Here is a 25,639-nt window from a genome sequence, read left to right on the forward strand (position 1 = left end):
AGGCGCCGGCACAGGCCTGTCCAAACTCGGTGATGTCATGGCCGGGCTCAAGGGCATCGGCACCATCAACATCCCCGACATCCCCGCCGGGGCCTTCGAGTTGCCGCAGGGTGCGGTCAAGCTCCCAGATGGCACGTTCGACATCCCCGCGGGGGCGACGGTCCCCGACGGTGCGGTCAAGCTGCCCGACGGCACCTTCAAGCTGCCCGAGGGCGCGGTCACCGTCCCCGAAGGCACGGTGAAACTGCCGACCGAGCCGAACGTCCCGGCGCAGTACATGGACCCCAAGGGCAACATCCTCGATGGCCGGGGCCAGGTCATCCAGCACGCGGACGACGCGCCCAAGCCGCTGGACCCAGCGGTCCGGCCGGCCGAACTGCCCCGTATCGAAACGCCTGTCCGCGAGCCCGTCCTCGTCGGCGCGAACGTGGCCGACACCACCGCCCACGTGGGCGACAACCTCGGCGACACCGGGCGCGTCGGCGCGGACGCCGGCAACACGGTGGGGCAGGTCGGGAACAACCTGCCGGGTGGCAGCGCGGACGATCTCGGCCGGGGGCCTGCCGCGAGCCACGAGACGCCCACGGGCGCAGGGCGCACCGACGGGCCTGGCGGGGGTGACCCCACACCCGGCACCGGCGGCGACCACACGCCTGCGACCGGTGGCCACACGGAGACCCCGGGCGCAGGCGGCACCGAACTGCCGACGGGTGGTCACGGCGACGGTCCGGGCAGCCCCGGCGACGGCCCCGGCACCCCGCCGAACGACCCGCCCACCGGTCCGCCGGGAAGCGGCGCGGGCGACACCCCGCACGAGTGGGAGCGCCCTGCCGACCACAACCAGCCGATGGAGCGCGGTGGACCGCTGGAACAGCAGGTCCGCGACCAGCTGCGCGGCTCGAAGGTCAAGCCGGGCGACCTGAACAGTGTCCTGGACAACCTGGGGCGGCATCCGAACGGCGCGGAGATCGCCGACACCATCGCGTCGGGCCGCTTCAAGGGGGTCGAAGGCTACGACCAGGTGGTCTCCAGCCTCAGCCACGCGGACAAGATGTCCGGCGGTATCGAGCAGCTGCGCCTCGGCAACCGGCTGCACGCGAGCGGCGTCACGGACATCTCCTTCGAGGTCAAGGGCGGCTCGGAGATCAAGCCCGGCGTGGTCACGGGCAAGGACACCGACCTCGACGTCATGGCCAGGGACGCGGACGGCAACGTCCACGGCTATCAGTTCAAGGACGTACAGAACCCCAAGAAGGTCGTCAGCAAGATCTTCAGCAATCTGAAGCAGCTCGACGAATCCGGCGCGGACTTCAAGACCTTCGTGGTCGACACGAAGGGCACGCTCGCCGACCTCGCGGATCAGCGGACGGCGCAGCGTCTGACGGATGTGTACGGAAAGACTAACGTTCAGTTCGTCATCCGCGTCGAAGACGGGGTTCTGACGATCCCGCCTGGCGGGACGTTCATGCCGAAGGGAGCGCTGTGATCGCCAGTACGGCCGTCGGCCGTTGGACCTGGGGCCGCGAGGACGAGTCCGGCGACCCGGTACTCGGCGCGCTGCACGCTCTGCTCGGGGCCCACCGGGTGCTCGCCGCACAGGGTTTCGCCGTGGGCGCGACGGTCGCGCAGATCTCCGTCCGTACGGCGGGCAGCTCGGACGCGCTGCTGTTCGACGGGGAGGTTCCGTTGGACGGGCAGGAATCCGCGCAGGACCTCGCCCGGACGGTCACCGCCGCGCTGCGGCCCGGCGAGATCGGCTCGGTGCACACCTCGGTCACCCTCGCCGGTGAGGTGCGTACGGCGCAGAATGCCCGGGTGGAGCAGGGGATCTTCCGGCTCGGCAGCTCGGCACTGCTCGACTTCGTCACCACCGACCTGACCACGTTCACCGACATCTGGCTGCCGTACGACCTGAAGGGTCGTGCGCAGCCCGACGTGTACGAGGCGAACGGCCACCGGCTGACCGCGTTGCTCGGCGAGCTGGCCGACGCCCTGGGCACCGAGACGGAACCGGACGATCCGACGTGGTTCGCCAGGCCTTCCGAGCAGGGCATCAACAACTACTTCGATCAGGACGGCGCCGCGTCGGACGTCTGGGGCAGCTTCGAAGTCCCGTACCGCAACCGCGTCTTCCAGCACTCCCCCGTGTTCGACTCCACGGTCTACGGGAGGTCCGCGGAGGGCGAGGTGCAGTACCTGCCCGTGGTGGGCGAGCACGTCGTACTCGGCTATCTATGGGCGTCCGATGCCGAGCGGGCCGCGAGCTTCGAGCCTCGCGATGCCGCGGAGGAGGACGGCTACAAAGCCGGCCTGAGCTGGCTGGACCGGCTCGGCGATGCGGCCGCCCGCGGCCTGCGCCCGACACAGGCCCTGGCGGAACTGCGGCGGCTGCCCGCGGACGGAGTCGTGGGATCCGTTCCCCCGGACGCCGAACCCTCGTCGGCGGCTCTCTCCGACCTCCGCGAGCACGCCGCAACGGATCACGGCGCCGCCTCTCCATGAGCACGAAGTGAGTGTCGAACCGTCACGGCCCACGACGGCGGGCGGGCTCGATGCGGTCGGGCTCGACATCAGGGGTGCAGATCTGTCGGGCCGCGACCTGTCGGAGTCCTGGTTCACGGACGCGCGGATGGCCGGGTGCAGGCTGGCGGGCGCGGAGTTGTACCGGTCCGATACGCAGGGGGCCGACCTGAGCGGGGCCGACCTGACGGGAGCTTCACTCGTCCGCGTCCAGCTCGACGAGGCCGTGCTGCGGGGGGCGGTGCTCGACGGGGCGGATCTGACGAAGGCGTCGCTATGTGACGTGGACGCCTCGGGCGCGAGCTGTCGTGGCACGCGGTTCATGGGTGCGTCACTGCTCGGCGTGAATCTGAGCGGGGCCGATCTCACCGACGCGGTCCTGCACGAGAACTCCTTCCGCGTCACCTTGGACGAGTCCACCGTCGTACGGGGTCTGACGGGGTCGGTCTTCGGGCCGGTGGGGGTGATCGGGCTCGGGCCGCTCGGCGGGGATGCGCTCGGTCGGTGGATCAGGGACAGGGGCGGCGCTGTGAGCGTCCTGGAGCCGCAGGCCCGCGATACGCGGCGGTGAGCCCGTCGGGCGCCGGCTCGCCGGGCTTCGCCCAACAGCCTGTTGTGCGACGGCGAGTTGTCCTCCGTGCACCCCGAGGCCACCGACCGGCTCGATGCGTTCTCCGCATACGTGGCCGATCGGTGGTGAGACGCGGGAAGTTGGGCGTCAGGCCTTGGCGTCCTGCGGGTACCAGCGGAGTTCGACCGTGTTGCCGTCCGGGTCCTGGATGTACAGGGACTCGCCGCTGCCGCGGGCGCCGAAGCGGGGACCCTGGTCGAGGACCTTGAAGACGCCCGAGTCGATGATCTCCTGCCAGTCCACGGGCTCGACGGCCAGGCAGATGTGGTCGATGTTGGACTCGCCGCGCGGGCGGTCGAAGAGGTCGATGATCGTCGACGGGTCGATACGGACCGACGGGAACGGGACCTTGCCCGCGCGCCACTCCTCGACGCGGACCGGCTCCAGGCCGAGCGTGCCGGCGTAGAAGGCCAGCGAGCGCTCGACGTCCGTGACGTTCAGGACGATGTGGTCCAACGCCTTGACGCGCACAACACTTTCGGTGGTGGTCATGAGTCCCCCCGGGAAATCCTCAAGTGGCTTATGGCAACGGCTACATGAGATCACACACGTATGGCGAAGGCCGCCCCCGGATCCCGGGAGCGGCCTTCGTCGTACGGAACAAGCCGAGATCAGGCGACCTCGAGCGTGACCTCGATGTTGCCGCGGGTCGCCTTGGAGTACGGGCAGACCTGGTGGGCCTTCTCCAGAAGGGACTTGGCGGTGGCCGCGTCAACGGCCGGTATCTTGCCGACGAGCTTGACGATGATGCCGAAGCCGTCGTCGTTCTTGCCGATGCCGACCTCGGCGGTGATCGTGGAACCGGTGACGTCCACCTTCTCGGCGGCGCCGACCACGTACAGGGCCTGCTGGAAGCAGGCGCTGTAGCCGGCGGCGAAGAGCTGCTCGGGGTTGGTGCCCTCGCCGCTGCCGCCCATCTCCTTGGGCGGGTTCACCACGAGGTCGAGCTTGCCGTCGTCGGTGGCGACGCGGCCGTCACGGCCGTGCTCGGCCGTGGCGATACCGGTGTACTTGACGTCGCTGGACTGAATGGGCATAACAGACCTTTTCCTTATCTCGTGCGTGCGGCCCGCGCCCGAAACCGCAACGTCTCCTCGCAGCCTACCTGCGGCCCTTCAGAGGGCGACGCCGTGCTCCCGGAAGACGTCCTCGATCTTGAGCTTGTCGTGCACACCGCCCTCTTCGAGCCGGCGGAGCACCAGAAGGCAGGGCAGACCGAACTCGCCGCCGGGGAACTTCTTGGTACGGGTCGAGCCCACGCACACCGACCAGGCGGGGGCCTCACCGCGCGGCAGCTCCTCGCCCGTCCCGGCGTCGAAGACCCGGGTGCTGCTGGTCAGGATCACCCCGGCGCCGAGCTTCGCACCGCGGCGGACCCGGGCACCCTCGACCACCATCGACCGCGAGCCGATGAAGGCCTCGTCCTCGACGACCACGGGTACGGCGCCGGCGGGTTCGAGCACACCGCCGATCCCCACACCGCCGGCGAGATGGACATCGCGTCCGATCTGGGCGCAGGAGCCGACGGTGGCCCAGGTGTCCACCATGGTGCCTTCGCCCACGTATCCGCCGATATTGGTGAACGAGGGCATCAGGACCGAGCCGGGTGCGTGATAGCTGCCCCAGCGGGCGATGGCGCCGGGGACGACCCGTACGCCGGGAAACTCCTTCTTCAGGGGCAGCCGGTCATGGTGGTAGAAACCGCCCTCGGCCGCCGATTCGGTCATGCCGAGGACGCGGAAGGAGAGCAGGATCGCGCGCCGCGCCCGCTCGCCGACCAGGACCTCGTCGGTCTCCTCGTCGACGCGGGCCACCCGGGCCTCGCCCGTGGTGAGCAGGTCGACGGCGGCCACGACGGCGTCGCAGGCGTCCTTGTCCTCGGGGCCGAGGGTGTCGCGGCGCTCCCAGAGGTCGTCGATCTCGGCGGAGATGGCGCTGTCGGGGCGGGTCATGGGGTGGCGTGCTCCTTGGGCGGGGACGGTCGAGAGGACGGGGACGGCGGGGACGTCGGCGAGGGTGCGGCGGGCGAGGCGGGCGGGGCGGGCGGGGCCGTCGCGCTGGTGGCCGCGAAGGCCGGGAGGTGTTCGGCGAGGAGGGCGAACGCCCTGGTCAGGTGGGCGCCGTCGCGGATCGCCGCGATACGGACGTACGGCTGTCCGCGCAGCCCGTACGCGCGGCCGGGCATCACCACCAGACCGCAGGTGCGGGCCGCCCATGCGGCGAACCGGGAGCCGTCGGCGCCGGGGGCGCGCACCCACAGGAAGAGCCCGCCGTCGGGCCGGCGCACGGGCACGCCGCTGCCGTCGAGGAGCGCGGCCAGTTCGCGCATCCGGCGGGCGTTGTGCTCCCGCTGGACGCGGGCGTGCCCGTCGTCGTCGAGCAGGGCCGCGGCCAGGGCCTGGGACTCGGCGGAGGCCATCAGGCCGGCCGCTCTGCGGGCCGTGACGAGCCGCGCGACCAGGGCCGGGTCGCCCGCGTAGAAGCCGGTGCGCAGTCCGGGCGCGTTGGAGCGCTTGGCCAGGCTGTGCACCGCGAGCACGCCCTCGGTGCCGTACTGCAGGGCGCTGACCGGTGCGCGGCTCCAGGTGGTCTCCGCGTACGCCTCGTCCGAGAGCACCGGGATCCGGCGCTCGCGTCCCCAGCGGACGACGCCGGCCAACTCCTCGACGGCTCCGGTGGGGTTGGCGGGGCTGTTGACCCACAGAGCGCGCGCCCGTCGGACGACCGCGGCCGGCACCGCGTCCAGGATCAGCCGGAACTCGCTGTCCAGGGGCACCTGGTGGATCCGGCAGCCCGCCAGCTCGGCTCCCGTCCCGTACGCCGGATAACGCAGCGCGGGAACGAGAACCGTGTCCCGTTGGCCGTCCGTGTCCCGTTCGCCGTCGCGCGTGCCGAGGAACAGCACGGCCGTGGAGATGAACTCCTTGGCTCCGGCGCAGGCGGCGACCGCTCCCCGCGGCAGGTCCACGCCGAAGCGCCGCCGCAGATATCCCGCGGCCGCCGCCCGGAGCTCCTCGGTGCCCGCGCTCGGCGGATAGCCGTGCGCGGGCAACCGTCCGGGGCCGGGGAGCCGCAGGCCCGGTACGGGGTCGGCGACGCCCAGCGTCAGGTCGACGACCGGGTGTCCGGAGGCGGCGGCCAGGGCGAGCAGCTCCTCGCGGGCCGGGGCCGTCACTCCCCCGCTCCCGAAGTGCCCCTCGGGACAAGCCGCTTGGGCTTGAAGTCCAGCGTCGCGAAGTGGTCCCGCTCCTCCTCCGCACGGCGAATCAGCTCCACGCTGCCGTCGGTGCGCAGGAGGAGTTCCTGGGGCCTGAGGCGGCCGTTGTAGGTGAAGCCCATCGCGTGGCCGTGGGCGCCGGTGTCGTGGATGACGAGGAGTTCGCCCTCGGTCAGGCGCGGCAGCGTGCGGTCCTTGCCGAAGCGGTCGTTGTTCTCGCAGAGCGAGCCGACCACGTCCACCGTCTCCATGTGCGTCCGGTCCGCGAAGGGCGCGGTGATGTGGTGGTACGCGGAGGGGTAGAGGGCCGGCCGCATCAGCGAGCTCATCGACGCGTCCACCCCCGCGTACGCGCGCCACTTGTCCATCCGGTTGAGGACGCGGGTCGCCAGGGCGCCGTGCGGTCCGGTGACATAGCGCCCGCTCTCGAAGCACACCCGGGGGCGGGTGGCCCGGTGCTCGTGCTCCCAGCGTGCGAGGCGCCGCGCGATGGCTTCACCCAGGGCGGGCAGGTCGAAGGGCCGCTCGTCCGGCCGGTACGGGATGCCGATGCCGCCGCCCAGGTTCACGGCGCTCACCTCGACGCCGAGTTCCTCGCGCAGCCGCAGGGCCTGTTCGAGCAGCAGGTCCAGGGTGAGGAGGGTGGGGGCCGGGGTCAGCGAGTTGGAGGCGAGCATCATGTGCAGGCCGAAGTCCCGTACCCCCAGGGCCTTCGCCTTGGCCACCACCGGCACGAGACGGTCGGTGGGGACGCCGAACTTGGCGTCCTGCGGGCTGCCGAGGAAGTCGTCCTCGCCGCGCACCTGCCCCGGGTTGAGCCGGAAGAAGAGGGTGTCGGGGACGGACGGCAGCTTGTCGAGGACGGCCTCGTCGTCGATGTTCACGATCGCGCCCAGCTCCAGGGCCGCCGCCAGCTCGGCCCTGCTGGTGTTGTTCGAGGTGAAGCAGATCTGGTGGCCGCGCGCACCGGCCTGTGCGGCGAGTGCCAGCTCGGGCAGCGAACTGCAGTCGAACCCGAAGCCGTGCCCCGCGAGCAGGGCGAGGACGGTCGGGTTGGGCAGCGCCTTGACCGCGTAGAACTCCTGGAAGTCCAGATGCGCGAAGGCCGCGTTGAAGGCCGTGCAGGTGTCGTGGACGCCCTGCTCGTCGTAGATGTGGAACGGGGTGCCGAACTCCTCCGCCGCCTGCGCGAGTACGGGGTGCAGCCGGGCCTCGAACCCAGGGCTGATCGGCATCGTTCACTCCCCCGCGACGGCCACGACGACGGCACGGTTGCGGGGGCCGGAGACCGGACGCTCGTACACGAAGGTCTCGCTCGACGCCGAGGCGAAGCCCGCCGCGCGCGCCTGCTCGCCGATGAACTCCCCGGAGAGCCAGTGGAATCCGGTGACGCCGGGCGCCGTCTGCACCGCGGAGCCGTCCTGGGTGCTGTCGTTGGACGCGACCACCACGCCGCCCTCGCTCAGCCAGGGCAGGACGCGGGCGAGCAGCGGCAAGGTGCCGGACGCGGCGTCGTAGAGGTGGCCGAGCAGCCCGTCCATGTAGATGACTTCGTACGTGGTGTCGGGCGTCCAGACCGCCAGGTCCGCCAGGACCGCGTCGACCCCCTTGCCGCGGGCGAGTTCGACGGCCTCGGGCATCGCGTCGACGGCGTGCACCCGGAAGCCGCGCTCGACTATCTCGCCTTCCACCGCGGCGTTTCCGCTGCCCAGGCTCAGCAGGGTCTTGGTGTCCCTGGCCGCCATCAGACCGAGGATCTTCTCGCGCATCCAGGAGCGGTACTCCGCGCAGAACACCGACGGGGTGATGGAGTCGCCGCGGGCTCCGCCCTCCTCCCAGATCTCGAAGAGCGAGCGGTCCTCGTCGGACTGCGGGCGGTAGAAGGATGTCAGGTCGGCTATCTGTGCGTTCATCGTGCGTCCCCCTTGTTGGACAGACGGAATCGGGCGTACGGGACCCGGGCAGGGCGGGGTGGTGCGGGTGCTTACGTGTGCGGGGTGCGGTGCGCGCGCCTACGCGTGCGGGGCCGGGAGTGGTGCGGCGGCCAAGGGGAGCAGGGCCTCGGCCACCGTGGGGATCAGGTCGTCCACACCGCGCGCGTAGAAGTGACCGCCGGGCAGCACCCGTTGGGTGAAACCCTGATCCGTGCACTCCTGCCAGCGGCGGGTGAGGGCGGGACGTACGAGGGGATCGTTCTCGCCCTGTACGGCGAGCACCGGGCAGCCGGTCCGCATCGGGCGGCCGGGCCGGTACTCGGCGGCGGCCGTGAAGTCCGCGGTCAGCGCGCGCCCGAACAACCGCCGCGCTGCGGGCGAGTCGGCGAGCTGCGCCGGCAGGCCGCCCAGCTCGCCGACCCGCGTCCACAGTTCGTCGAGCGGGGCCTGCAGGGCGGCGGCCGTCGAGTACACCCACGGCGGGGCGGCCGCGCTGGCCACGAGCAGCCGGGGCGCACTGCCCCGCGCGGAGGCCCGCGCCGCCCACTCGGCGCCGAGCAGCGCCCCGAAGCTGTGGCCGACCACGGCCCACGAGGTGCCGGGCGGCGGGGTCTGCTCGGCCAACTCGTCTACATATGCGGAGAGTTGGGTCGGCGGGCGCTCGGCGATCCTGCTGCCGCGGCCGGGGAGCTCCACCGCGTGGGTCACCACGCGGTCCCCGAGGCGCTCGCGCAGCGCGTCGGGCCACTGGGCGAACAGGGTCCGGGAGCCGCCGGCCGACGGCAGCAGGAAGAGGTGCAGCGGACCGCCGGCGCCCTCCCGCCCGCTCACCGGCGGCCCGCGGCGGCCGCCGTGTCCCGCTCCGCGTCGAGCACCCGGTCGAGCGCGCCGAGCAGGGCCTTCTCACCGACCGCGTTCCCGTCCTGCGCGGCCTTGCAGAGCATCTTGAACATCCGCCAGCCGCGGATCGCCCGGTCCAGCGCGGCGACCAGCTCGGTTCCCTCGTCCGGGAGCAGGGACCACGCCGGACGGCTGCGGGCGTGGGCCTCGGTGACGGCGAGGTAGGCGCGCTCGATCATCAGGGCCGAGTGGTAGGAGTTGGCGAGCTGCGCGTAGGCGCGGATGCCGCCGCCCGCGAGGTCCCGGGTGAAGGACTCGCGGTACGTCTCCAGCTGGAGCATGATGCCGATCCGCTCGGCCAGGAACTCGGCGAGCGCCACCTGCTCCCTGGCCAGGACGGTCCCGTCGGCCAGCCGCTGCTGTGCGTCCGGGCCGATCTCGAGGCGGTAGAGCGAGTCGTGCTTGTCGTACACGTGGAAGAGGTTGGAGCGGATCGACTCCAGGAAGAGCTGTCGCTCGAAGCGGAGCACGAGCGTCTTGATCCCGACGTTGTCGATGCCCGTGTAGCTGCTCTCGTCGAAATCGATCACGGTCACCTTGTGGCCGTTGGTGCGGTGCTGCGTAAGGTAGTACTCGGCGAAGTGCTCGTGGTAGTAGCTGTCGACCCTGGCTATGCAGTGGCCGTACGCGCGCACGGCGGCCCGAACGGTCGTCTCCGTGTCGCCCTCGATGGGCAAGTGGTGCTTGCGGACGCCGAATTCGTCGAACAGGACGACATCGCGTGCGGCCTCGCTGTCGAGCAGGTTGCGGCAGTGCAGGCCGCCCCAGCCGGCGGTGATCCGTGGCGCGCCGGCGGCGAGCAGCCATGCGCCGAAGAGCCGGCTCGGCAGCAGCTGGGCGAGGCTGACCACGTGGCAGTCGTAGTAGAGGCTCTCCACCGCGTCCCAGGTCGTGCCGGTGGCTGCCGAGACGTGGCGGGTGATCTCCGGAGTGGAGGGCTGCGGTGTGGACGGCTGCGGTGTGGAGGCCTGCCGGTCCGGGGACTGCGGGCCGTCGGTACGGCGCGGCGGCGCGGCGGCCGGTTCGGGTGCCGACTCCCCCGGTGAGCCCGCCGGCTGCACGGGGATCGCCAACTCCGGCAGCTGGGACGATGCGGTCGTCATGGTCGTGTCGTCGTCTCTCTGTCCGCTCGCATACGCGAGGTCGGTCGATGTCGGTTCGTCTGCGCGAGGTCGGTCGGTGTGAGCTCGCGTACGCGCTCTCGGTGTGATCTCGCGTACGCGCTCTCGGTGTCAGCTCGCGTACGCGAGATCGAGCTCGGCGGGCGAGCGGAAGCTGAGGCCCTCGATCGGCCGGGGTGCCGGGCCCGCGAAGCGCAGTCCGCGGCAGCGGTCGAGCAGGATCCGCAGGGCCGTGGTGACCTCGGCCAGCGCCATCCGGCGCCCCATGCACTGGTGGCGGCCCGCGCCGAAGGCCAGATGCCCCACGTCCTTGCGGTACGGGTCGAACTCGTCGGGTGCGTCGAAGACTTCGGGATCGCGGTTGGCCGAGCCGATGAGCACCGTCAGCAGCGAGCCGCGCGGCACATCGACCCCGAGCAGCTCACCGCCGTTCCAGATCCGGACCGTGGAGTGGATCGGCGGCTCGTGCCGCAGCGTCTCCGCCACCACCCCGTCGATCAGGGACGGGTCCGCGTAGGCGGCTTCGAGCAGCTCGGGACGGCCGCACAGGACGTGCAGGGTGTTGGCGAGCAGCCGGTTGGAGGTGTCGATGGCGGCGGGGATGAGCAGCCCGACCTGACGGATGATCTCCGCGTCGTCCACGTCCTTGCCGTCGGCCGCGGCCCGCAGCAGCTGCCCGATCACGCTCTCGTCGGGCTCGCCGCGCAGCTCCCCGATCCGCTCGGCCAGGAGCACCCGCATCCGCGCCCAGGCCTCCTGCGCCGCTCTGCGGTGCGCGGGTTCGGCGGAGTCCACGAAGGCGATCACCGCGTCGCTGCAGGTCTGGAACGCCCGTACGTTCTCCGGGCGCAGCCCGATGATCTGCGACATCACCCGGATCGGCACCGCGTTGGCGAAGGCCGGTACGAAGTCGGCACGTCCTGCGCCTGCCAGGGCGTCGATGACCTCGTGCACCGCCTTCGGCACCAGCTCGTCCAGATAGCCGGGGATCACGGACGCGGAGAAGCTGTGGTTGGTCAGCGAGCGCAGCTTGACGTGTTCGGCGCCCTCGACATCGGTGACCGTACGGCCGAACAGCACCCGCGTCGCACGGAAGGGGCTGTCCACGGTCGCGCCGCGATGCCGCAGCACCTCGCCCACGGCCCGGTGCGTGGTGACGAACCAGGTGCGGTGCCGCTCGGAGCGGATCAGCGGCCCGGCCGCGCGCATCGCGGCATAGCGCGGATACGGGTCGAGGCGGAATTCCGCCGAGCCGAAGTCATCGGCCGCGGTCTCCCAGCCGCTCTCCATCAGGGTCATCGCGCTCCCTTGGAGACGGCGAGCACGGCTTGGGCCGCGGTGGTCTCGGCGGCGTCGCGGGCCTCGGCGACGAAGCGCAGCCGGTAGTAGTCGGCGTACCAGCTGCCGTCCCGCTCCAGGGTGGGCGCCACCAGCTCGTTGACCCGCGCGAGTACTGCCGGCAGTACGTCGGCGGGCACATGCGCGATCAGCGTGGAGCCGAACATCGCGACCCAGTCGGCGACTCCGCCCGGGCACTCGGTGAGCTCGGTGGGGCGCGGGAAGTACTCCATGCGCGCCACGCGGAAGCCGTTCGCCTCCAGGAGTCCCGCGTACTCGGCGGGGCTCGGGAAGTACCAGGGCATCTCCATGCCCTCGTCGAGCCCGTGCTCGGCGAGCGCGGTGCGCACCCCGGCGATGATCGTGGCGACGTTGCCGGCGCCACCGAGCTCGGCCACGAACCGGCCGCCGGTCCGCAGGGCCGCGCGCACCGAGCGGACGACCTCCTCGGGGCGGAGCATCCAGTGCAGGGCCGCGTTCGAGAAGACCGCGTCGACGGGTTCGTCGACCGTGAACGCGTGTCCGTCGGCGAGGATCACCTCCTGGCCGAGCCGCTTCGCGGCCTTCTCGACCATGGCCGGGTCGCTGTCGACGGCGACGATGCGCGCGCCCGACTCCCGGATGGACTCGGCGAGTTCTCCGGTGCCGCAGCCCAGGTCGAGCACGGTCTCGTCCTTCTCGGGCGCGAGCAGTTCGACGACGCCTCCGGCCAGGGAGGACACATAGCCGAACTGCCGGTCGTAGCGTTCGGCGTCCCACTCCGTGGTGTTGTCGGTGGCGGGCTTGATGTCGTTCGGCATGGTGTTCACCCTCGGTCGATCTGCAGGAGCATGAGTTCGTCGGTCCCGCCGGCCAGCGCGAGCCCCAGTCCGTCGCGCAGCGCCCGCTGCGCGGGATGGCCGGTGCGGTAGCCGTCCGCGCCGGACAGCTGCAGCGCCTCGTCGGCGGCCGTGCGCAGGAGTTCCGCGGCCCGGTACTTGCAGACGGCGGCGTACGCCATCGGGCAGCCGCCCTCGGCGAGCAGCCGTATGCCGTGGTGGACGGCGGCTCGTGTCTCCAGGACCTGTGCGGACAGGTCGGCGAGCCTGAACCGCACCTGCTGGTTGGCGATCAGCGCCGACCCGAAGGTCCGGCGATGGTGTGCGGCCTCGGCCGCGTGGTCGACGACGGCAGAGGCGAGTTCCGTCATCCGTACGGCGACCATGACGCGTTCATGAATCCAGTGCCGCATGAGCCGCAGCAGGCCGTGCCCGCCGGGTGCGAGCACGGTGTGCACGGGTGCCGCGTCGAGGCGGATACGGCCGGTGAGCCCGGTGTGTCCCGAGGTGTCGAGCGTCTCGCGTGCGACGCCTGGCGCGGTGGCTTCGAGCAGCAGCAGCGCGGGCCCGGTACGGCTGCCGGTGACCGCCTCCGGGTCGTCGGCGAGCACCAACAGATGGTCGGCGTAGGGGGCGTTGCTGATGAACCACTTCTCACCGGTGACGGTGAGCGTGTCCTTGTCCCGCCGTACGGCCGTGGTCAGGGACGCCAGATCGCTGCCCGCGCCGCCCGGTTCGGTCACGGCGAGCGCCGCGGTGGTCCGGCCGTCGAGCGCCCGCTCGACGAGACCGGCCGGTGCGGCGGGCAGGGTCGCGAGCAGCCTGGTGGCCACGTCGAGATGGGTGAGCAGGGGCGCGCCGGGCGCTCCGTTGCCGAGGCGCGCGAACGCGGTGTGCAGCTCCACGGCGTGCCACAGCGCCCGCGGCCGGTCCGCCTCGTCGACGGCCCAGGCGGCGCGGAACAGGCCCGCCGCTCCGGCCGCGCCGAGGAGTTCCCGTACGGGAGGGTCCTGGCTCTCCCAGCGGTCGGCGGCCAGCAACTCGCCGCGCGCGGCGGAGAATTCGGCGAGCTGCTTGCGGAAGACCTCGGTCGGGATACCGCCCGGCGCCCTGGAGACGGGTGGTGCGGGGGCGCCGGGGGCCGTGGAGAGTCCGGGGGCCGTGGAGAGTTCAGTCATCGGCCCATCCGTTCAGCCGTGCGAGCGCTGTCAGCATCATTTCGTCGGAGCCCGTGGAGATCGAGAACAGGCGCGCGTCGCGGAAGGCCCGGTTGACGCCTTCCTCGGTCAACTGGCCCTGGGCTCCGTACAGATGCAGGCACTCCCGGGCGACGCGGCGGGTGAGCCTGCTGGAGCGCAGCTTCACCGCGGCGGAGACCGTGCGGTGGTCGCCGCCCGCGACCCAGCGGTCGATGCCGGTGTACGCGAGCTGGCGGGCCGCGGCGATGTCCGCCTCCAGACGGGCGAGCCGGAACACGATCTCCTGCCGGCTGCCGACACTTTCACCGAAGGTGGAGCGTTCCGCGAGCCGTGCGCGGGTGTCGCGCAGCAGCCGGGCGGCGATGGCGAGGGCGCGGCAGGCCGAGACGATCCGCTCGGGTTCGAACTGGCGGAGCTGGGTGACGAGTCCGAGGCCGTGTCCGCCGAGCCGGTCGCTCTGCGGCACGAACACCTCGTCGAGGCGCACCGAGCCCGCGACCCCGGCCGCGCGCATGCCGAGCGTGGGGTCGGCCGGGCCCACCGTCACTCCTTCGGCGCTCCTGGGGACCATCAACAGCACATAGCCGAAAGGCGGCTTGGCCTCGGGAAGGCGGGCCAGGACCGCGTACGCGTCGGCGTACATCCCGGCGATGACCCACTGCTTGGTGCCGCTGACCCGGTAGCCGCCGTCGACGGGCACGGCGGTCGTGGCGACCGCGGCCACGTCGGAGCCGGCGCCCGGCTCGGAGACCGCGTGCGCGAGCAAGTGGCGTCCGGTGAGCGCGGGGCGCAGGTGGCGCTCGACGGCCTCGGGCCCGCCCGCCTCGGCGATCATCGGCGCCACCATGTCGTTGTGCACGGTGACGGACATGCCGACGCTGTCGGAGGACAGTTCGCCCAGGCACTCGGCGAGCACCACATGACTCCAGGCGCTGTGCCCGGCGCCGCCCCTCTCGACGGGGAAGCGCAGGCCGAGCATGCCTCGCTCGCCCAGTGCGGTCAGGATGTCGCGCAGCGGGATCTCCCCCGCGGACTCCCAGGCGGGGATGTGCGGTTCGACCTGCCGCGCGAAGTGCTCGGTCAGCTCCTCCCGCAACCTGTCCTCGGCCTCGGTGAACCAGCCGGCGCGTGCGGTGGTCGTCAGGGTGGCGGTCACAGCGCCGCCTTGAGCAGCTCGCGGACCCGCCCGCTGTCGGGCTTGCCCGAGGGCAGCACCGGGAACGCGGAGAGCAGATGGAACTGCCGGGGCACCATGTAGCGGGGCAGCAACGCTGCGGTGTGCTCGGTGAGTTCGGCTGCCTCCTTGTCCGCGAGGACCTCCAGACGTCCGGCACCCGCCGGCGCCTGCCGCGGCACGATCGCGCAGGCCAGACTGAGCTTGTCCCGCGGGTCGGGCACGGCGGCGACGAACGCGTGACCCACCGACGGATGCGACTCCACCGCTGTGCGGACCTCGTTGAGGTTGATCCGGTAGCCGCGGATCTTCACCTCGTCGTCGCGGCGGCCCTCGAAGAGGAGCACTCCGTCGGGGCGCCGCTCCACGATGTCGCCCGAGCGGTAGTACCGCTTGCCGTCGATCCGGACGAACACGCCGGCCTCTTCGACGGGCCGGTTGAGATAGCCGGTCATCACCTGGTCGCCGCCGATGTACAGCTCGCCGGGCCCGTGGTCCGTGAACTGCCCTTCCGGCGTACGGAACTTGAGCTCCACACCGGGCAGGGGCGCGCCGATCGGATACAGCTCGGTGCGGCCCGGCTCGCGCTCGGAGATCGGATGGAACGCGACTCCGCAGGTGGTCTCCGTGGGACCGTAGCCGTTGACCACCACCAGGTCGGGCGCCGCGTGCAGCCAGGCCTGGACGGTGGCGGGGTTGAGCACTTCGGCGCCCGTGAGGATGGTGCGCAGACTGCTCAGGTCGTGGCCGCCGAGCCCCGCTCCGTGCTGGGCGAGCAGCGTCAGCGTGGAGCCGACGCCGGTCATGTGGGTCACGCGCTCGCGCTGGATGAGGTCGAGCACCGGCTTGGGCAGCGGCATCTGCGGGCCGAGGAACACCTTGGCGCCGCGCACCAGGGGCAGCAGAAGGTCGGCGACCGAGCCGTCGAAGTGCAGCGCCGTGGTGTTGAGGCAGACCGCGTCCGCGGTGATGCCGAGCACCGGGTCGACGGCTTCGAAGAAGGTGTCGAGGGCGTGGTGGTGGATGCACACGCCCTTGGGGCGGCCGGTGCTGCCCGAGGTGTACAGGACGTAGACCAGGTCCTCGGGCGCGGGCCGCGCCGGGCGCCAGTCGGCCGGGACCTCGGTGGCGGCGAGCTCGTCGATGACGAGCACGGAGGTGGCCAGGTTCTGCTCGGTGAGCTGCCGCGCGCGGGCGCCGGACGCCAACAGGCAGCTGGCGGCGGCGTCTTCGACGAGCATGCGCCGGCGCTCGGCGGGGGCCGCCGGGTCGAGGGGCAGATACGCGGCGCCGGCGAGCACGGCGCCGAGCAGAGCGGTCACCGCGCCCGCGGTCTTCTCGCCGTGCACCGCGACCCGGTCGCCCGGGCCGACACCGCGCCGCTGCAGCGCCACGGCGATGGCGGCGGCGCGGGCGTACAGCTCGCCGTAGGTGAGCCGCGCGTCGGGGCCGATCAGCGCGGGCCTGTCGGGCGTGCGGTGGGCATGGGCGGTGAGCGCCCCGGGGAGCGTGCCCGCCGTACGCGGCGCGCCCGTCGTGCCCGCCGAGTCCACCGCGCCCCCGCCACGAAGCGCCGCGGTCACCGCGTGGCCCGGCGGACGACCAGGTCGACGAGGGCGCTGAAGCTCTCCAGGGCGTCCAGGTCCTCCGCCTCGGCGCCGAACTCCACGCCGTAGTCGGTGCCCAGACGGACCGTCAGCTCCACGGCGTCGAGGGAGTCGAGGTTCAGGGCGCGCATGAAGTTCTCGTCCTGGGCGAGTTCGGCGGAGACATCGCGCTTCTTGATGCTGCCGAGAATCCCGGCCAGACCCTCACGGACGCTCTCCACGGTGGTGACGCTCACGTTCTGCTCCTGACAACTGTGGTGTGGGTGGAACTGCCTGCACTGCCTGCACTGCCTGAACTGCCTGCACTGCCTGAGCCGCCTGAACCGCCCGAGCTGCCGGAACCGCCTGAGCTGCCGGAACTCGGCGGACCCGCCGCGGACTCCTCGCCCCGGGCGACGGCGACGGCGACCGCCGCCGGCCGTGTGGACGAGAGCACCGTCCAGGCGACCGCCGCCGTGGTGAGCGCCGTGCCCACCACCGTGGAGAGCCGCAGCTCCTCGTCGAGCACGAGCACGCCGAGCAGCACCGCGACCACCGGGTTGACGTAGGCGTACGTACTGGCCAGTCGCTGGTCGACCCGGGTGACCAGCCAGTTGTAGGCGAGGAAGCCGACCAGCGACCCGAGCAGCACCAAGTGGGCCTCGGCGAGCCAGACTTCGGCCGTCAGCGCCCCCGGGACGAGCCGCTGCCACTCCCCTCCGCACGCGGAGGCGACGAGCAGGGCCGCACCGCCGGACAGCATCTGGACGCTGCTGGACAGTGCGGTGCCCGGCGGCGGTACGACGGGCGCCCCGGCTCCTGTCCCGTCCCGTGTCCATCTGACCGCGAGGCGCCCCGCGACGGCCCAGACGAGGGCCGCCACGAGCACCAGAGCGGACGGCCCGAAGGAACCGGGCCGGAAGCCGAGCAGGGCCGCGACGCCGAGGATGCCGAGGGCGGCCGCGCCGAGGTCGGCCACGGAGGGACGGGTTCCGCGCACGATCCGCAGGGCGAGCACCCACAGCGGCACGGTGGCGAAGTACGTACCCGCGGCCGAGGACGGCAGCTCCTGGGAGGCCACACTGACCAGCCCGTTGGCGAGCAGGAAGTGCAGCAGCCCGAGCAGGCAGAGCCCGCCGAGCCGCCCCTTGAGCCGCGCGAGCGCGCCCGGTCCGCCCTTGCGCCGCAGCCACAGGGCGGTGCCCGCGTACAGGAGCAGACCGGCGAGGAAGAAGCGGACGCCGGCCGCGAGCAGCGGCGGCGCCGCCTGCACCACGACCCGGATGCCGAGGAACGTCGACCCCCACAGGACCCAGACCGCGAGCAGCGCCGCCGCGACCTGGGCCCCGATGGCCCGTGGTGCCATCAGGCGTGGGTGAGGATGCGGTCCAGGTACCGGCCCGAGGAGTTGAGCCGCCAGAAGGCTCCCCGGGTGATGGCGCGGCGGGCCGCGGCGTCGCCGGCCATCGGCTTGACGACGTTGGCGAACCAGCCGCTCGCATGGTGGGCGTCGATACCGATGTGCAGTCGGTGGTACGTGATCCCGTCGTCGGGCAGACCGAGCCGCTCCCACCCGTGCAGGACCTGCGAGAACCGGTCGGGGGCAAGCCATTCGGCGACAGCCAGATGTCCGACGGCCTCGTAGAAGAGATTGCGATAACGGCAGATCATCACGGCGAGATTGCCGCCGAGCAGCGCTTCCGCGGAGAGGTTCTCCTTGAGTTCCTCGTCCGTGATGCCGAAATGCTCGATGATGCGCTGGAAGAGCACCGTGTGGACCTGGGCGGGATCGCCGTTCCCCATCTCGTCCCAGAAGTTGTTGGCGATTTCCATTTTGGTGGCGCCGTCGGTGCCCACCTGCATCGTGGCGAGAAGATCGTCGAATCGCGCGTCCACCGAGGATTCCTGGAGCACGAATTTACGGAAATCCTCTTCCGTCGCTTCATTGCGCAGGAACTGGTGGTAGTAGGGGTGCTTGAACACCGTGTGCTGACGCACCACGCTCTTGAGCCAGGGGACGAACTGCTCGGGGTCCTCAGGCGAGGAGCTGATCAGCTCCTCGTCCAGGTAGCCGTCCTCGGCGACGATGGTGTCCTGTTCGAGGCGGCGTGTGACGGCGTGCAGGACCGTCGAGTTCTCGGGAGTGTCACCGCTCGGGAGCTGGGTGTGGATGCCGTAGATCCGCGAGAGCAGATACTGCTGCGCGAAGAACGCGTCAGGGTCGTCCTTGGCCAGCGCGGCCACCGCGTCGAGCAGTTCGGCGAGCCTGGCCGGCTCCGCGAAGGCCGCGTCGAGTTCCTCCGCGGACCGCTCGAGAAAAGTGATACCGAACCACTTGGCGAACTCCATCGGAGAGCCGGCCGGGATGGCTGTGTCGATTTCGGCAGCATGCGCCATCGCTGAGATATCCCCCTGAATCTGAACCCCCGGAAAACCGGGCGGACATAGGGAAGCGCGTCTCACATCGCGAGACGCGCTTTCCTGGATTCAAGGTAGCCAATCCGCAGGTCCGGAAGGAACTCTTCCGCCTGGAATCCCATTCCGCGAGACACGGTATGAGCCTTGACGGAATGCGGACGCGAGACGGCGGAATGCGGACACCGGGCGGCGGAATGCGGCCGCCACAGGTGTCATCATCCTCGCCGACGCCTACTTGACGCTGACGATCATCTTTCCGGTGTTGTCTCCGCGCAGGACGCCCAGGAACGCGTCCACACCGTTCTCGACGCCCTCGACGAAGGTCTCGCGGTACTTGAGCTCACCGGAGGCGATCCAGCCGCCCACTTCCTGGATGAACTGCGGCGCCATGTCCTGGTGATCCATGACGAGCATGCCCTGCATGCGCAGGCGCTTGCCGATGATCATCGCGAGGTTGCGCGGGGCGGCCGGCGGCTCGGTGGCGTTGTACTGCGAGATCAGGCCGCAGACCGTGATCCGGCCGTGCACATTGAGGCGGCTGATGGCGGCCTCCAGGTGGTCGCCGCCGACATTGTCGAAGTAGACGTCGATGCCTTCGGGGGCGGCGGCCTTGAGCTGGCCGGCCACGTCGCCGTTCTTGTAGTTGAAGGCCGCGTCGAAGCCGTACTCCTCGACGAGCAGCTTCACCTTCTCGTCCGAGCCCGCCGAGCCGATGACGCGCGAGGCGCCCTTGAGCTTGGCGATCTGGCCGACCTGGCTGCCGACGGCGCCGGCCGCGCCGGAGACGAACACCGCGTCGCCCTCCTTGAAGGAGGCGACCTCAAGGAGGCCCGCGTAGGCGGTCAGACCGGGCATGCCCAGGACGCCCAGGTACGTGGAGAGCGGGGCCAGGTTCGGGTCGACCTTCTTGGCGTGCTGGGCGGGGACGTCCGCGTAGTCGCGCCAGCCCAGGCCGTGCAGCACGTGGTCGCCCTCGGCGAAGCCCTCCGCGTTGGAGGCGACGACCACGCCCACCGCGCCGCCGTCCATCGGCTGGTCCAGCTGGAAGGGCGGGGTGTAGGACTTCACGTCGTTCATGCGGCCGCGCATGTACGGGTCCACGGAGAAGTGGAGGTTCTTCACCAGGATCCGGCCCTCGGCGGGGGCCGCGAGCGGGGTCTCCCGCAGGGCGAAGTCCTCGGCCTTGGGCCAGCCGTGCGGGCGGGCGACGAGGTGCCAGGCGCGGGATACGGCGGGAAGAGTGGACATGTGCGGCGGCCCTCCAGACGGTCCGGGCGGCGGTCGCGCCCGGGCGGGGAATTACTTCAGGTACTGAAACAACCATGCGGCTGGATATTTCATGTTGTCAAGTAAATGGGTACGCTGGTGAACATGGCCACTACCCGTACCCCCCGAGTCGACCCGCTGACCGTCGAGGTCGTCGAGCTGATCGGCACCGCGGTGGCGCGCTACCACGAGGAGTACGAGCGGGCGGCGGGCACACACTCGCTCACCGGCGCCCAGGCCCGGGTCCTCGCCCTGCTCACGCTCGAACCGCTGCCGATGCGCAAGATCGCGGTCTGCCTGAAGTGCGAGCCCTCCAATGTCACCGGCATCATCGACCGCCTGGAGGCGCGGGGCCTCGTGGAGCGGCGCCCCGACCCCCAGGACCGGCGCGTGAAGCTCGCGGCCGTCACGGACGAGGGCCGCCGCACCGCCCGCGAACTGCGCGACGGCCTCACCTTCGCCCGCGAACCCCTGGCCGAGCTCTCGCACGAGGAGCGGGTGGTCCTGCGGGATCTGCTCACCCGGATGCTGGGCTGAGCCCGGCCCGACGCCACTGTCGGACCCGGCGCCTACGCTGCCCCGCATGCCGACACCCCTGCACGCCCTCGCCCAGCGGCCGTTGACCGTGCCCGCGGTCGCCGAGCTGCTCGCCCTGCCGGACCTGACGGAGCTGCGCGGGGACCACGAAGCCTCCGACGCCGAATGCACCCGCCGCGGGTGGGGGATGCAGCACGCCACGCTCGACGAGTACCAGCGCACCGGGCACGGTCATCTGTACTGCGGCGACAGCCCTTTCGCGCCCTTCGGCGATCCGGATCTCCGGCACCTGCTGGTGTTCGGCGAGGTGTACCCCGTCGACACGGACGACGAGGGCATGAGCAACGGCCCCTGGCTGTACGAGGCGATGGACGGCTGGGAGTCGGAGCCCGGCTGGTCGGGTCTGCGGCCGGCGACCGTCGACGACTGCGAGGCCGTCCTCGCGCAGGCGGCCCGGGCCGTGACCGAGCACCTCGGCGCGGCACCCGAGCGCACCCTGGTCAGCGACTCCTGCGTGGTCACCGGGCCCGCGATGACCCATCGCGTCTGGCGCACCGGCACGCATGCCCTGGTCGTGGGTCCGCACGGGGACAACGGCCCGTACGGCTACCTGACCCATCTCCAGCTGTCGTTCACCCCGCTGGGCCGCGGGCCCGCGCTGCCGCCGCCCGAGGACGAGCAGGCGCTGGCGGCGTGGCTCGCCGCGCACGTGGACTGGTGACGCGGCCCGGGTCGCGAGGCACGTCGGACGCAGCGGATGCCGGGGCGCGTCGGACGCACCGGAAAGCCCGGCCGCGTCAGACGCACCAGAACAGGAAGCGGTCGCAGTCCTTCGAAGGGGCCGGGTTCGGCTTCGGGTCCGCCTGAGGGCCCTTGGTCGTACGGGGTCCCTTCGTCGCGCGCGGGCCGTCGTCCGACGGCGCAGGGCCGGGCGTCGAGGCCTCGTCGTCCGGGGTCTCCTCGGGCGCGGACGAGGAGGCCGAGGCGCTCGGCGAGGCCGACTGGCGCGTGGGCTGCGGGGCCGAGGACGCATCGCTGCTCGCGGTGGCGCTCGTCGATGTCGTGGACGGTTCCGGGGTGGAGGTGTCCGGCGAGGAAGGTGCCGCCGTGTGGCGAGCGGGGTGCTCCGTGCCCAGTTCCGCGAGGCTCAGGCCGCCGGCCGCGAGCGCCAGGCCGGCCGTCATCAGGAGCACCTTGCGCCGCTTGCGGCGGTGCGCGCGCTGGGACGCACGGGAGCGCGGGGCGCGCCCGCCGCGGTGCGACCGGGCGCCATCGGGCTGTTCCTCGGCCCCGTCCGCGTCCGGCACCGCATCGGCCGCGGCGATCTCCTCGGCGTACCGGCGCACCACTTCGGCGTCGGCTCCGCACCCGGGGCAGGCCAGGGCGCCGTTGAGGTGGCGTCGGCAGGGGTGGCAGTAGTCCATGGTGTGTGGAGGCTAAGCCTCCGGCGCCAACGGCTCATGCAGAAGCCGTGAAAGTTCTGTGGCAAACGGTGCGCCTGTGACGACAAATGCCTGGTGAGGCGGTGTGCGCTCCGATGCGGCGGTCCCGGATTCCCTCGTACGGGAACATCTCCCGCGCCCCGTACGGGATGACCGCCCCGTACGGGATGACTGTTCACGCGGATCGGCATGCCGCGTTCACGCGGACCGGGCCGGCGGCGCGCCCGGCCCGGTACTGGCCCGGCGCCACTCCGTACTCGCGCTTGAAGGCCTTGGCGAAGGCGAACTCCGAGGTGTACCCCGCCCGTTGGGCCAGCACGCGCAGCGGGGCGTCGCCCTCGCGCAGGGCGCGGCCCGCGATCGTCATGCGCCACCAGGTCAGATACGTGAGCGGCGGCTGGCCGACCAGCGTGGTGAAGCGCCGGGAGAAGGCGGCGCGGGACAGTCCGGCCTGTGCGCCGAGCTCCTGCACCGTCCAGGGCCTGGCCGGATCCTCGTGCAGGGCCCGCAGGGCGGCCACGACCGCGGGGTCGCTGAGCGCGCCGGCCCAGCCCGCGGGGCACTCGGGCCGGTCGGTCAGCCACCAGGTGCGTAGCAGATAGAGGAGCAGGGAGTCGAGCAGCGCGGGGACGATGGCGTCGGATCCGGGCTGGGGGTCGGCCAGTTCGGCGCCGAGCAGGTCGACGGCCGAGCGGAGCCGGTCGTGGGTGCCGACGCGGGCCGGCAGGTGGATGTACGGCGGGAGTGCGGAAAGCAGGGGGTGGGCCCGGCGGCGGTCGAGCTGGTAGGCGCCGCACATCATGAGGGTGTCGGCGGGCTGTACGGGACCGTCCGGGCGCGAGGGTGCGATCCAGCTGCCGTCGGGGTTGAACTGAGCATCTTCCAGGGGGGTTTCGGGGTGGTCGGCGAGTCCGTGCCCGTTGCCGTGCGCCAGGAACACGATGTCGCCGGGGCCGAGCGCGACGGGGGCACCCGAGCCCGCGGGCGGGATCAGATACGCGGAACCCTGGAGGACGACATGGAAGCCCGCTCCGTCGGAGGCGGGGAACCGGACGCCCCAGGGACCTCGCTTGACGCTGCGCGAGGAGTGCGGCCTGCCGATCCGCATGGCGGTGATGGCATCGCTCAATACATCCATGAGACGAGACGATAGGACATAACCGTGAGCCCAGGAGACATGGATCGTCTTTCCGATCCTCCGTAGCGTCATCGGCATGACAACTGATGCGCAGCACAAGGACATCACCGCGGTGACCCGGGCCGTCGTCTTCGACTCCCTCGGGGGTCCCGAGGTGTTGAAGGTCGAGGAGGTGCCGCTGCCCTCCCCCGGCCCCGGCGAGATCCAGGTCCGTATCGAGGCGATCGGGCTCAACAGGGCCGACGCGCTGTTCCGTTCGGGCGGCTACTACTACCAGGCGACGCTGCCGGGTTCACGGATCGGGTACGAGGCGGCGGGTGTGGTCGAGTCGGTGGGCGAGGGCGTCACGGCGTTCGCGCCCGGGGACCAGGTGCTCGCCACAGGCGGCTTCGACTTCGGCACCCACGGGGTGCATGCCGAACGGGTCGTCCACCCGGCCGAGTTCTGGGTACCGCGCCCGCCGGGTGCGGACGCGCCGGTCGCCGCCGCGACCTGGCTGACGTACACCACCGCCTATGGCGCACTCCACGAGACCGCGCGGATCGCTCCCGGCGACCATGTGCTGATCACCGGGGCCTCAAGTGGCGTGGGAACGGCGGCCATTCAGGTCGTACGGCGCGCGGGCGCGATCCCGGTCGTGACGACCCGGGGCGAGGGCAAGCGGGAGCAGCTCCTCGAGCTGGGCGCGGCCCATGTGATCGTGACCGGCACGGAGGACCTCGTGAAGGAGGTCCGGCGGATCACCGGGGGCGCGGGCGCCGACCTGGCCTTCGACGCGATCGGCGGACCGGGGTTCGCGACGGTGGGCGACACACTGAAGCCCGGCGGCACGGTGGTGTCGTACGGGTGGCTGGACGCGGGCCCGATCCACCTCTCCTTCAACTGGCCGCACACCGTGCACACCTACAACAACGGAGTGCCCATGGCCGACCCGGCGTTCCGTGAGCGCGCCCGGGCCTATATGGCCTCGGGGCTCGCGTCCGGCGCCCTGGCCCCGGTGATCGCGGAGACCTTCGACAGTCTCGACCGGATCCAGGACGCCCACCGCCTGATGGAGTCCAACACGCATACGGGGAAGATCGTGGTGCGCGTCACCGCATAGCGTCACCGCATTGCCTCACCGCATTGCCTCACCACACAACCTCACCGCATGACCGCCCTTGCGGATCAGGACCCGAGCACCCCACGTAACCGCTGAGCCCGCAGCACCAGCTCCAGCTCGAACCGCCGGTCCGGGTCGTCCACCTCGTCGCCCCACAACTCCCTTATCTGGCGCAGGCGGTAGCGCACGGTCTGCGGATGGACGCCGAGCCGCGCGGCCACCTCGGGGGCGCCGCCGCGGGTCTCCAGCCAGGCGAGCAGGGTCTCCGCGAGGCGGCGGCCGTGCGAGGGGCCGCAGTGGGCGAGCGGGGCCAGGCAGCGGCGGGCCAAGTCGTCGAGGAGTTCCTCGGGTTGGAGCAGCACCAGCGCCTCGGTGTGCTCCGTACAGAAGAGGACCTCGCCGGAGGGCAGCAGTCCGCGTTCCATCAGACCGACCGCGGCGTCCGCCCAGCGCAGCGACTTGGCCGCGTCCGCAAGGGGCACGGGCGGGCCGATGGCGCCGGACCAGCCGCTCAGCGCGCGGCGCAGATGGTCGGCACGCCCTGCCGCGTCCGGGTCGGGGACGACCATGCGCGGCTGCTCGCTCTCCATGTCGAGCAGCACACCCTGGCCGACGGGGGGCGCCAGCGCCTCGCGGGCCGGGCGGAGCAGCACGCCGACCGCGACCTGTTCGGGCAGGGTCCAGCCGACGCGGGCGGCGCGTTCGGCGAGGGGGTCGGAGGGGTCGCTGCGGTGTTCGGCGAGCAGCAGCTCCATCAACTTGCGCTGCAGGCGCAGGCGTTCGCCCGCCTGGCGTGCGGCGGCCTCTGCGTAGCCGCGTACCGATAGGTCCACAAGGCCGTCCAGATACTCGAAGCCCGCCTCGGCGAGCTCGTACATGGCAGGGGGTGGGATCTCCACCTCCTGGCCGATCTCGGTGAGCCGGCGCCAGGCGAGGCGCACGCCCAGGCGGTAGACCGCCTGCAGGGAGTCGAGGGTGCGGCCGTGCAGTCCCTCGCCGCGACCGAACTCCTGGAAGATCTCCAGCTGGTAGCGCGGCCGGTCCTCGCTGGTGGCGAGCTGCCGTACGAAGCCGTCGAGGGCGCGCCGGATGCCGATCAGGGCCATCGGTTCGCCCGACTCGTCCAGGACGAGCTGGAGTTGGGGGTACTCGCGGCGGATCTCGCGCAGGATGTCGTCGGCGAGCCGCGGCACCTCGTCGAGGGCGCGCTCGGCGAAGATCTTGACCTTGAGGCGCGGGATGTCGCGCCAGGCGGAGTGGCCGGTCACGGCCATCAGCGGGCCCGGCGGGCGCCGTGC

The 25,639-nt window shown here is 71.8% G+C and carries 25 protein-coding genes and 1 pseudogene; 6 read left to right on the forward strand and 20 right to left on the reverse strand.

Going from position 1 to position 25,639, the window contains the following annotated elements:
- From H9Y04_RS26255 to H9Y04_RS26265, 3 genes and pseudogenes are all read left to right on the forward strand, one after another.
- Positions 1–1,486: pseudogene (locus H9Y04_RS26255) on the forward strand (hypothetical protein); the annotation flags it as partial.
- A complete protein-coding gene (locus H9Y04_RS47975; protein WP_187816521.1) occupies positions 1,483–2,502 on the forward strand; it encodes a hypothetical protein in 1,020 nt (339 codons plus the stop codon). The pseudogene H9Y04_RS26255 and the gene H9Y04_RS47975, both read left to right, overlap by 4 nt.
- Positions 2,503–2,509: 7 nt before the next feature.
- Complete coding sequence (locus H9Y04_RS26265; protein WP_308801108.1) at positions 2,510–3,091, forward strand: pentapeptide repeat-containing protein; 582 nt, start codon at positions 2,510–2,512, stop codon at positions 3,089–3,091.
- Positions 3,092–3,238: 147 nt separating this feature from the next.
- On the opposite strand, the gene H9Y04_RS26270 is transcribed toward H9Y04_RS26265, so the two are convergent.
- The 17 genes from H9Y04_RS26270 to H9Y04_RS26350 form a co-directional block, all read right to left on the reverse strand.
- Positions 3,239–3,643 carry a VOC family protein gene (locus tag H9Y04_RS26270; RefSeq protein ID WP_187816522.1) on the reverse strand — a complete coding sequence of 135 codons (405 nt, stop codon included), beginning with the start codon at positions 3,641–3,643 and terminating at the stop codon, positions 3,239–3,241.
- 119 nt (positions 3,644–3,762) lie between these two features.
- Positions 3,763–4,188 (reverse strand): organic hydroperoxide resistance protein, encoded by a 426-nt coding sequence (locus tag H9Y04_RS26275; protein WP_187816523.1) that lies wholly within the window; start codon positions 4,186–4,188, stop codon positions 3,763–3,765.
- A gap of 78 nt (positions 4,189–4,266) precedes the next feature.
- Positions 4,267–5,103 carry a 2,3,4,5-tetrahydropyridine-2,6-dicarboxylate N-succinyltransferase gene (locus H9Y04_RS26280; RefSeq protein ID WP_187816524.1) on the reverse strand — a complete coding sequence of 279 codons (837 nt, stop codon included), beginning with the start codon at positions 5,101–5,103 and terminating at the stop codon, positions 4,267–4,269.
- Positions 5,100–6,326: a pyridoxal phosphate-dependent aminotransferase gene (locus H9Y04_RS26285; RefSeq protein WP_187816525.1), complete on the reverse strand. Its 1,227-nt coding sequence runs from the start codon at positions 6,324–6,326 to the stop codon at positions 5,100–5,102. The genes H9Y04_RS26280 and H9Y04_RS26285 overlap by 4 nt, the downstream gene beginning before the upstream one ends.
- Entirely contained in the window at positions 6,323–7,603 is a 1,281-nt protein-coding gene (locus H9Y04_RS26290) for a diaminopimelate decarboxylase (RefSeq protein WP_187816526.1), read from the reverse strand. The genes H9Y04_RS26285 and H9Y04_RS26290 overlap by 4 nt, the downstream gene beginning before the upstream one ends.
- Before the next feature lie 3 nt (positions 7,604–7,606).
- Positions 7,607–8,281, reverse strand: coding sequence for a class I SAM-dependent methyltransferase (locus H9Y04_RS26295; RefSeq protein WP_187816527.1), 675 nt, complete (start codon positions 8,279–8,281; stop codon positions 7,607–7,609).
- Positions 8,282–8,380: 99 nt separating this feature from the next.
- Entirely contained in the window at positions 8,381–9,133 is a 753-nt protein-coding gene (locus H9Y04_RS26300) for a thioesterase II family protein (protein WP_187816528.1), read from the reverse strand.
- A complete protein-coding gene (locus H9Y04_RS26305; RefSeq protein WP_187816529.1) occupies positions 9,130–10,305 on the reverse strand; it encodes a hypothetical protein in 1,176 nt (391 codons plus the stop codon). The genes H9Y04_RS26300 and H9Y04_RS26305 overlap by 4 nt, the downstream gene beginning before the upstream one ends.
- Positions 10,306–10,434: 129 nt before the next feature.
- Positions 10,435–11,622 carry a cytochrome P450 gene (locus tag H9Y04_RS26310; protein ID WP_187816530.1) on the reverse strand — a complete coding sequence of 396 codons (1,188 nt, stop codon included), beginning with the start codon at positions 11,620–11,622 and terminating at the stop codon, positions 10,435–10,437.
- A complete protein-coding gene (locus H9Y04_RS26315) occupies positions 11,619–12,461 on the reverse strand; it encodes a class I SAM-dependent methyltransferase (protein ID WP_187816531.1) in 843 nt (280 codons plus the stop codon). Before H9Y04_RS26315 ends, H9Y04_RS26310 begins: the two co-directional genes overlap by 4 nt.
- 5 nt (positions 12,462–12,466) lie before the next feature.
- The gene (locus H9Y04_RS26320) at positions 12,467–13,657 is read right to left on the reverse strand and encodes an acyl-CoA dehydrogenase family protein (RefSeq protein ID WP_187816532.1); all 1,191 of its coding nucleotides are present in this window, start codon (positions 13,655–13,657) and stop codon (positions 12,467–12,469) included.
- On the reverse strand, positions 13,650–14,834 hold the full coding sequence (locus H9Y04_RS26325; protein ID WP_187816533.1) for an acyl-CoA dehydrogenase family protein: 1,185 nt from the start codon (positions 14,832–14,834) through the stop codon (positions 13,650–13,652). The genes H9Y04_RS26320 and H9Y04_RS26325 overlap by 8 nt, the downstream gene beginning before the upstream one ends.
- Positions 14,831–16,435, reverse strand: coding sequence for an amino acid adenylation domain-containing protein (locus H9Y04_RS26330; protein ID WP_187816534.1), 1,605 nt, complete (start codon positions 16,433–16,435; stop codon positions 14,831–14,833). Before H9Y04_RS26330 ends, H9Y04_RS26325 begins: the two co-directional genes overlap by 4 nt.
- Entirely contained in the window at positions 16,432–16,695 is a 264-nt protein-coding gene (locus H9Y04_RS46940) for an acyl carrier protein (protein ID WP_187816535.1), read from the reverse strand. Before H9Y04_RS46940 ends, H9Y04_RS26330 begins: the two co-directional genes overlap by 4 nt.
- The gene (locus tag H9Y04_RS26340) at positions 16,692–17,804 is read right to left on the reverse strand and encodes an EamA family transporter (RefSeq protein WP_187816536.1); all 1,113 of its coding nucleotides are present in this window, start codon (positions 17,802–17,804) and stop codon (positions 16,692–16,694) included. Before H9Y04_RS26340 ends, H9Y04_RS46940 begins: the two co-directional genes overlap by 4 nt.
- Positions 17,804–18,835, reverse strand: coding sequence for an iron-containing redox enzyme family protein (locus H9Y04_RS26345; RefSeq protein ID WP_236071465.1), 1,032 nt, complete (start codon positions 18,833–18,835; stop codon positions 17,804–17,806). Before H9Y04_RS26345 ends, H9Y04_RS26340 begins: the two co-directional genes overlap by 1 nt.
- 252 nt (positions 18,836–19,087) lie before the next feature.
- The gene (locus H9Y04_RS26350; protein ID WP_187816537.1) at positions 19,088–20,104 is read right to left on the reverse strand and encodes an NADP-dependent oxidoreductase; all 1,017 of its coding nucleotides are present in this window, start codon (positions 20,102–20,104) and stop codon (positions 19,088–19,090) included.
- A gap of 123 nt (positions 20,105–20,227) precedes the next feature.
- On the opposite strand from H9Y04_RS26350, the gene H9Y04_RS26355 reads away from it, so the two are divergent.
- Together H9Y04_RS26355 and H9Y04_RS46945 are read left to right on the forward strand one after the other, a co-directional pair.
- Entirely contained in the window at positions 20,228–20,659 is a 432-nt protein-coding gene (locus H9Y04_RS26355) for a MarR family winged helix-turn-helix transcriptional regulator (RefSeq protein ID WP_187816538.1), read from the forward strand.
- A gap of 46 nt (positions 20,660–20,705) precedes the next feature.
- A complete protein-coding gene (locus H9Y04_RS46945) occupies positions 20,706–21,380 on the forward strand; it encodes a hypothetical protein (protein WP_236071467.1) in 675 nt (224 codons plus the stop codon).
- Between the two features lie 76 nt (positions 21,381–21,456).
- On the opposite strand, the gene H9Y04_RS26365 is transcribed toward H9Y04_RS46945, so the two are convergent.
- Positions 21,457–22,083 (reverse strand): SCO2400 family protein, encoded by a 627-nt coding sequence (locus H9Y04_RS26365; RefSeq protein WP_187816539.1) that lies wholly within the window; start codon positions 22,081–22,083, stop codon positions 21,457–21,459.
- 193 nt (positions 22,084–22,276) lie between these two features.
- Complete coding sequence (locus H9Y04_RS26370) at positions 22,277–23,239, reverse strand: AraC family transcriptional regulator (protein WP_187816540.1); 963 nt, start codon at positions 23,237–23,239, stop codon at positions 22,277–22,279.
- Between the two features lie 76 nt (positions 23,240–23,315).
- Between H9Y04_RS26370 and H9Y04_RS26375 the strand changes: the two genes are divergently transcribed.
- Entirely contained in the window at positions 23,316–24,341 is a 1,026-nt protein-coding gene (locus H9Y04_RS26375; RefSeq protein WP_187816541.1) for a zinc-dependent alcohol dehydrogenase family protein, read from the forward strand.
- A 65-nt stretch (positions 24,342–24,406) separates the two neighbouring features.
- Here the strand turns inward: H9Y04_RS26375 and H9Y04_RS26380 are convergent, their stop codons facing one another.
- Positions 24,407–25,615, reverse strand: a complete 1,209-nt coding sequence (locus H9Y04_RS26380) for a PucR family transcriptional regulator (protein WP_187816542.1) — start codon at positions 25,613–25,615, stop codon at positions 24,407–24,409.
- Between the last annotated feature and the right edge of the window lie 24 nt (positions 25,616–25,639).

This window comes from Streptomyces polyasparticus (genome assembly GCF_014493765.1).
Classification (GTDB): domain Bacteria; phylum Actinomycetota; class Actinomycetes; order Streptomycetales; family Streptomycetaceae; genus Streptomyces; species Streptomyces polyasparticus.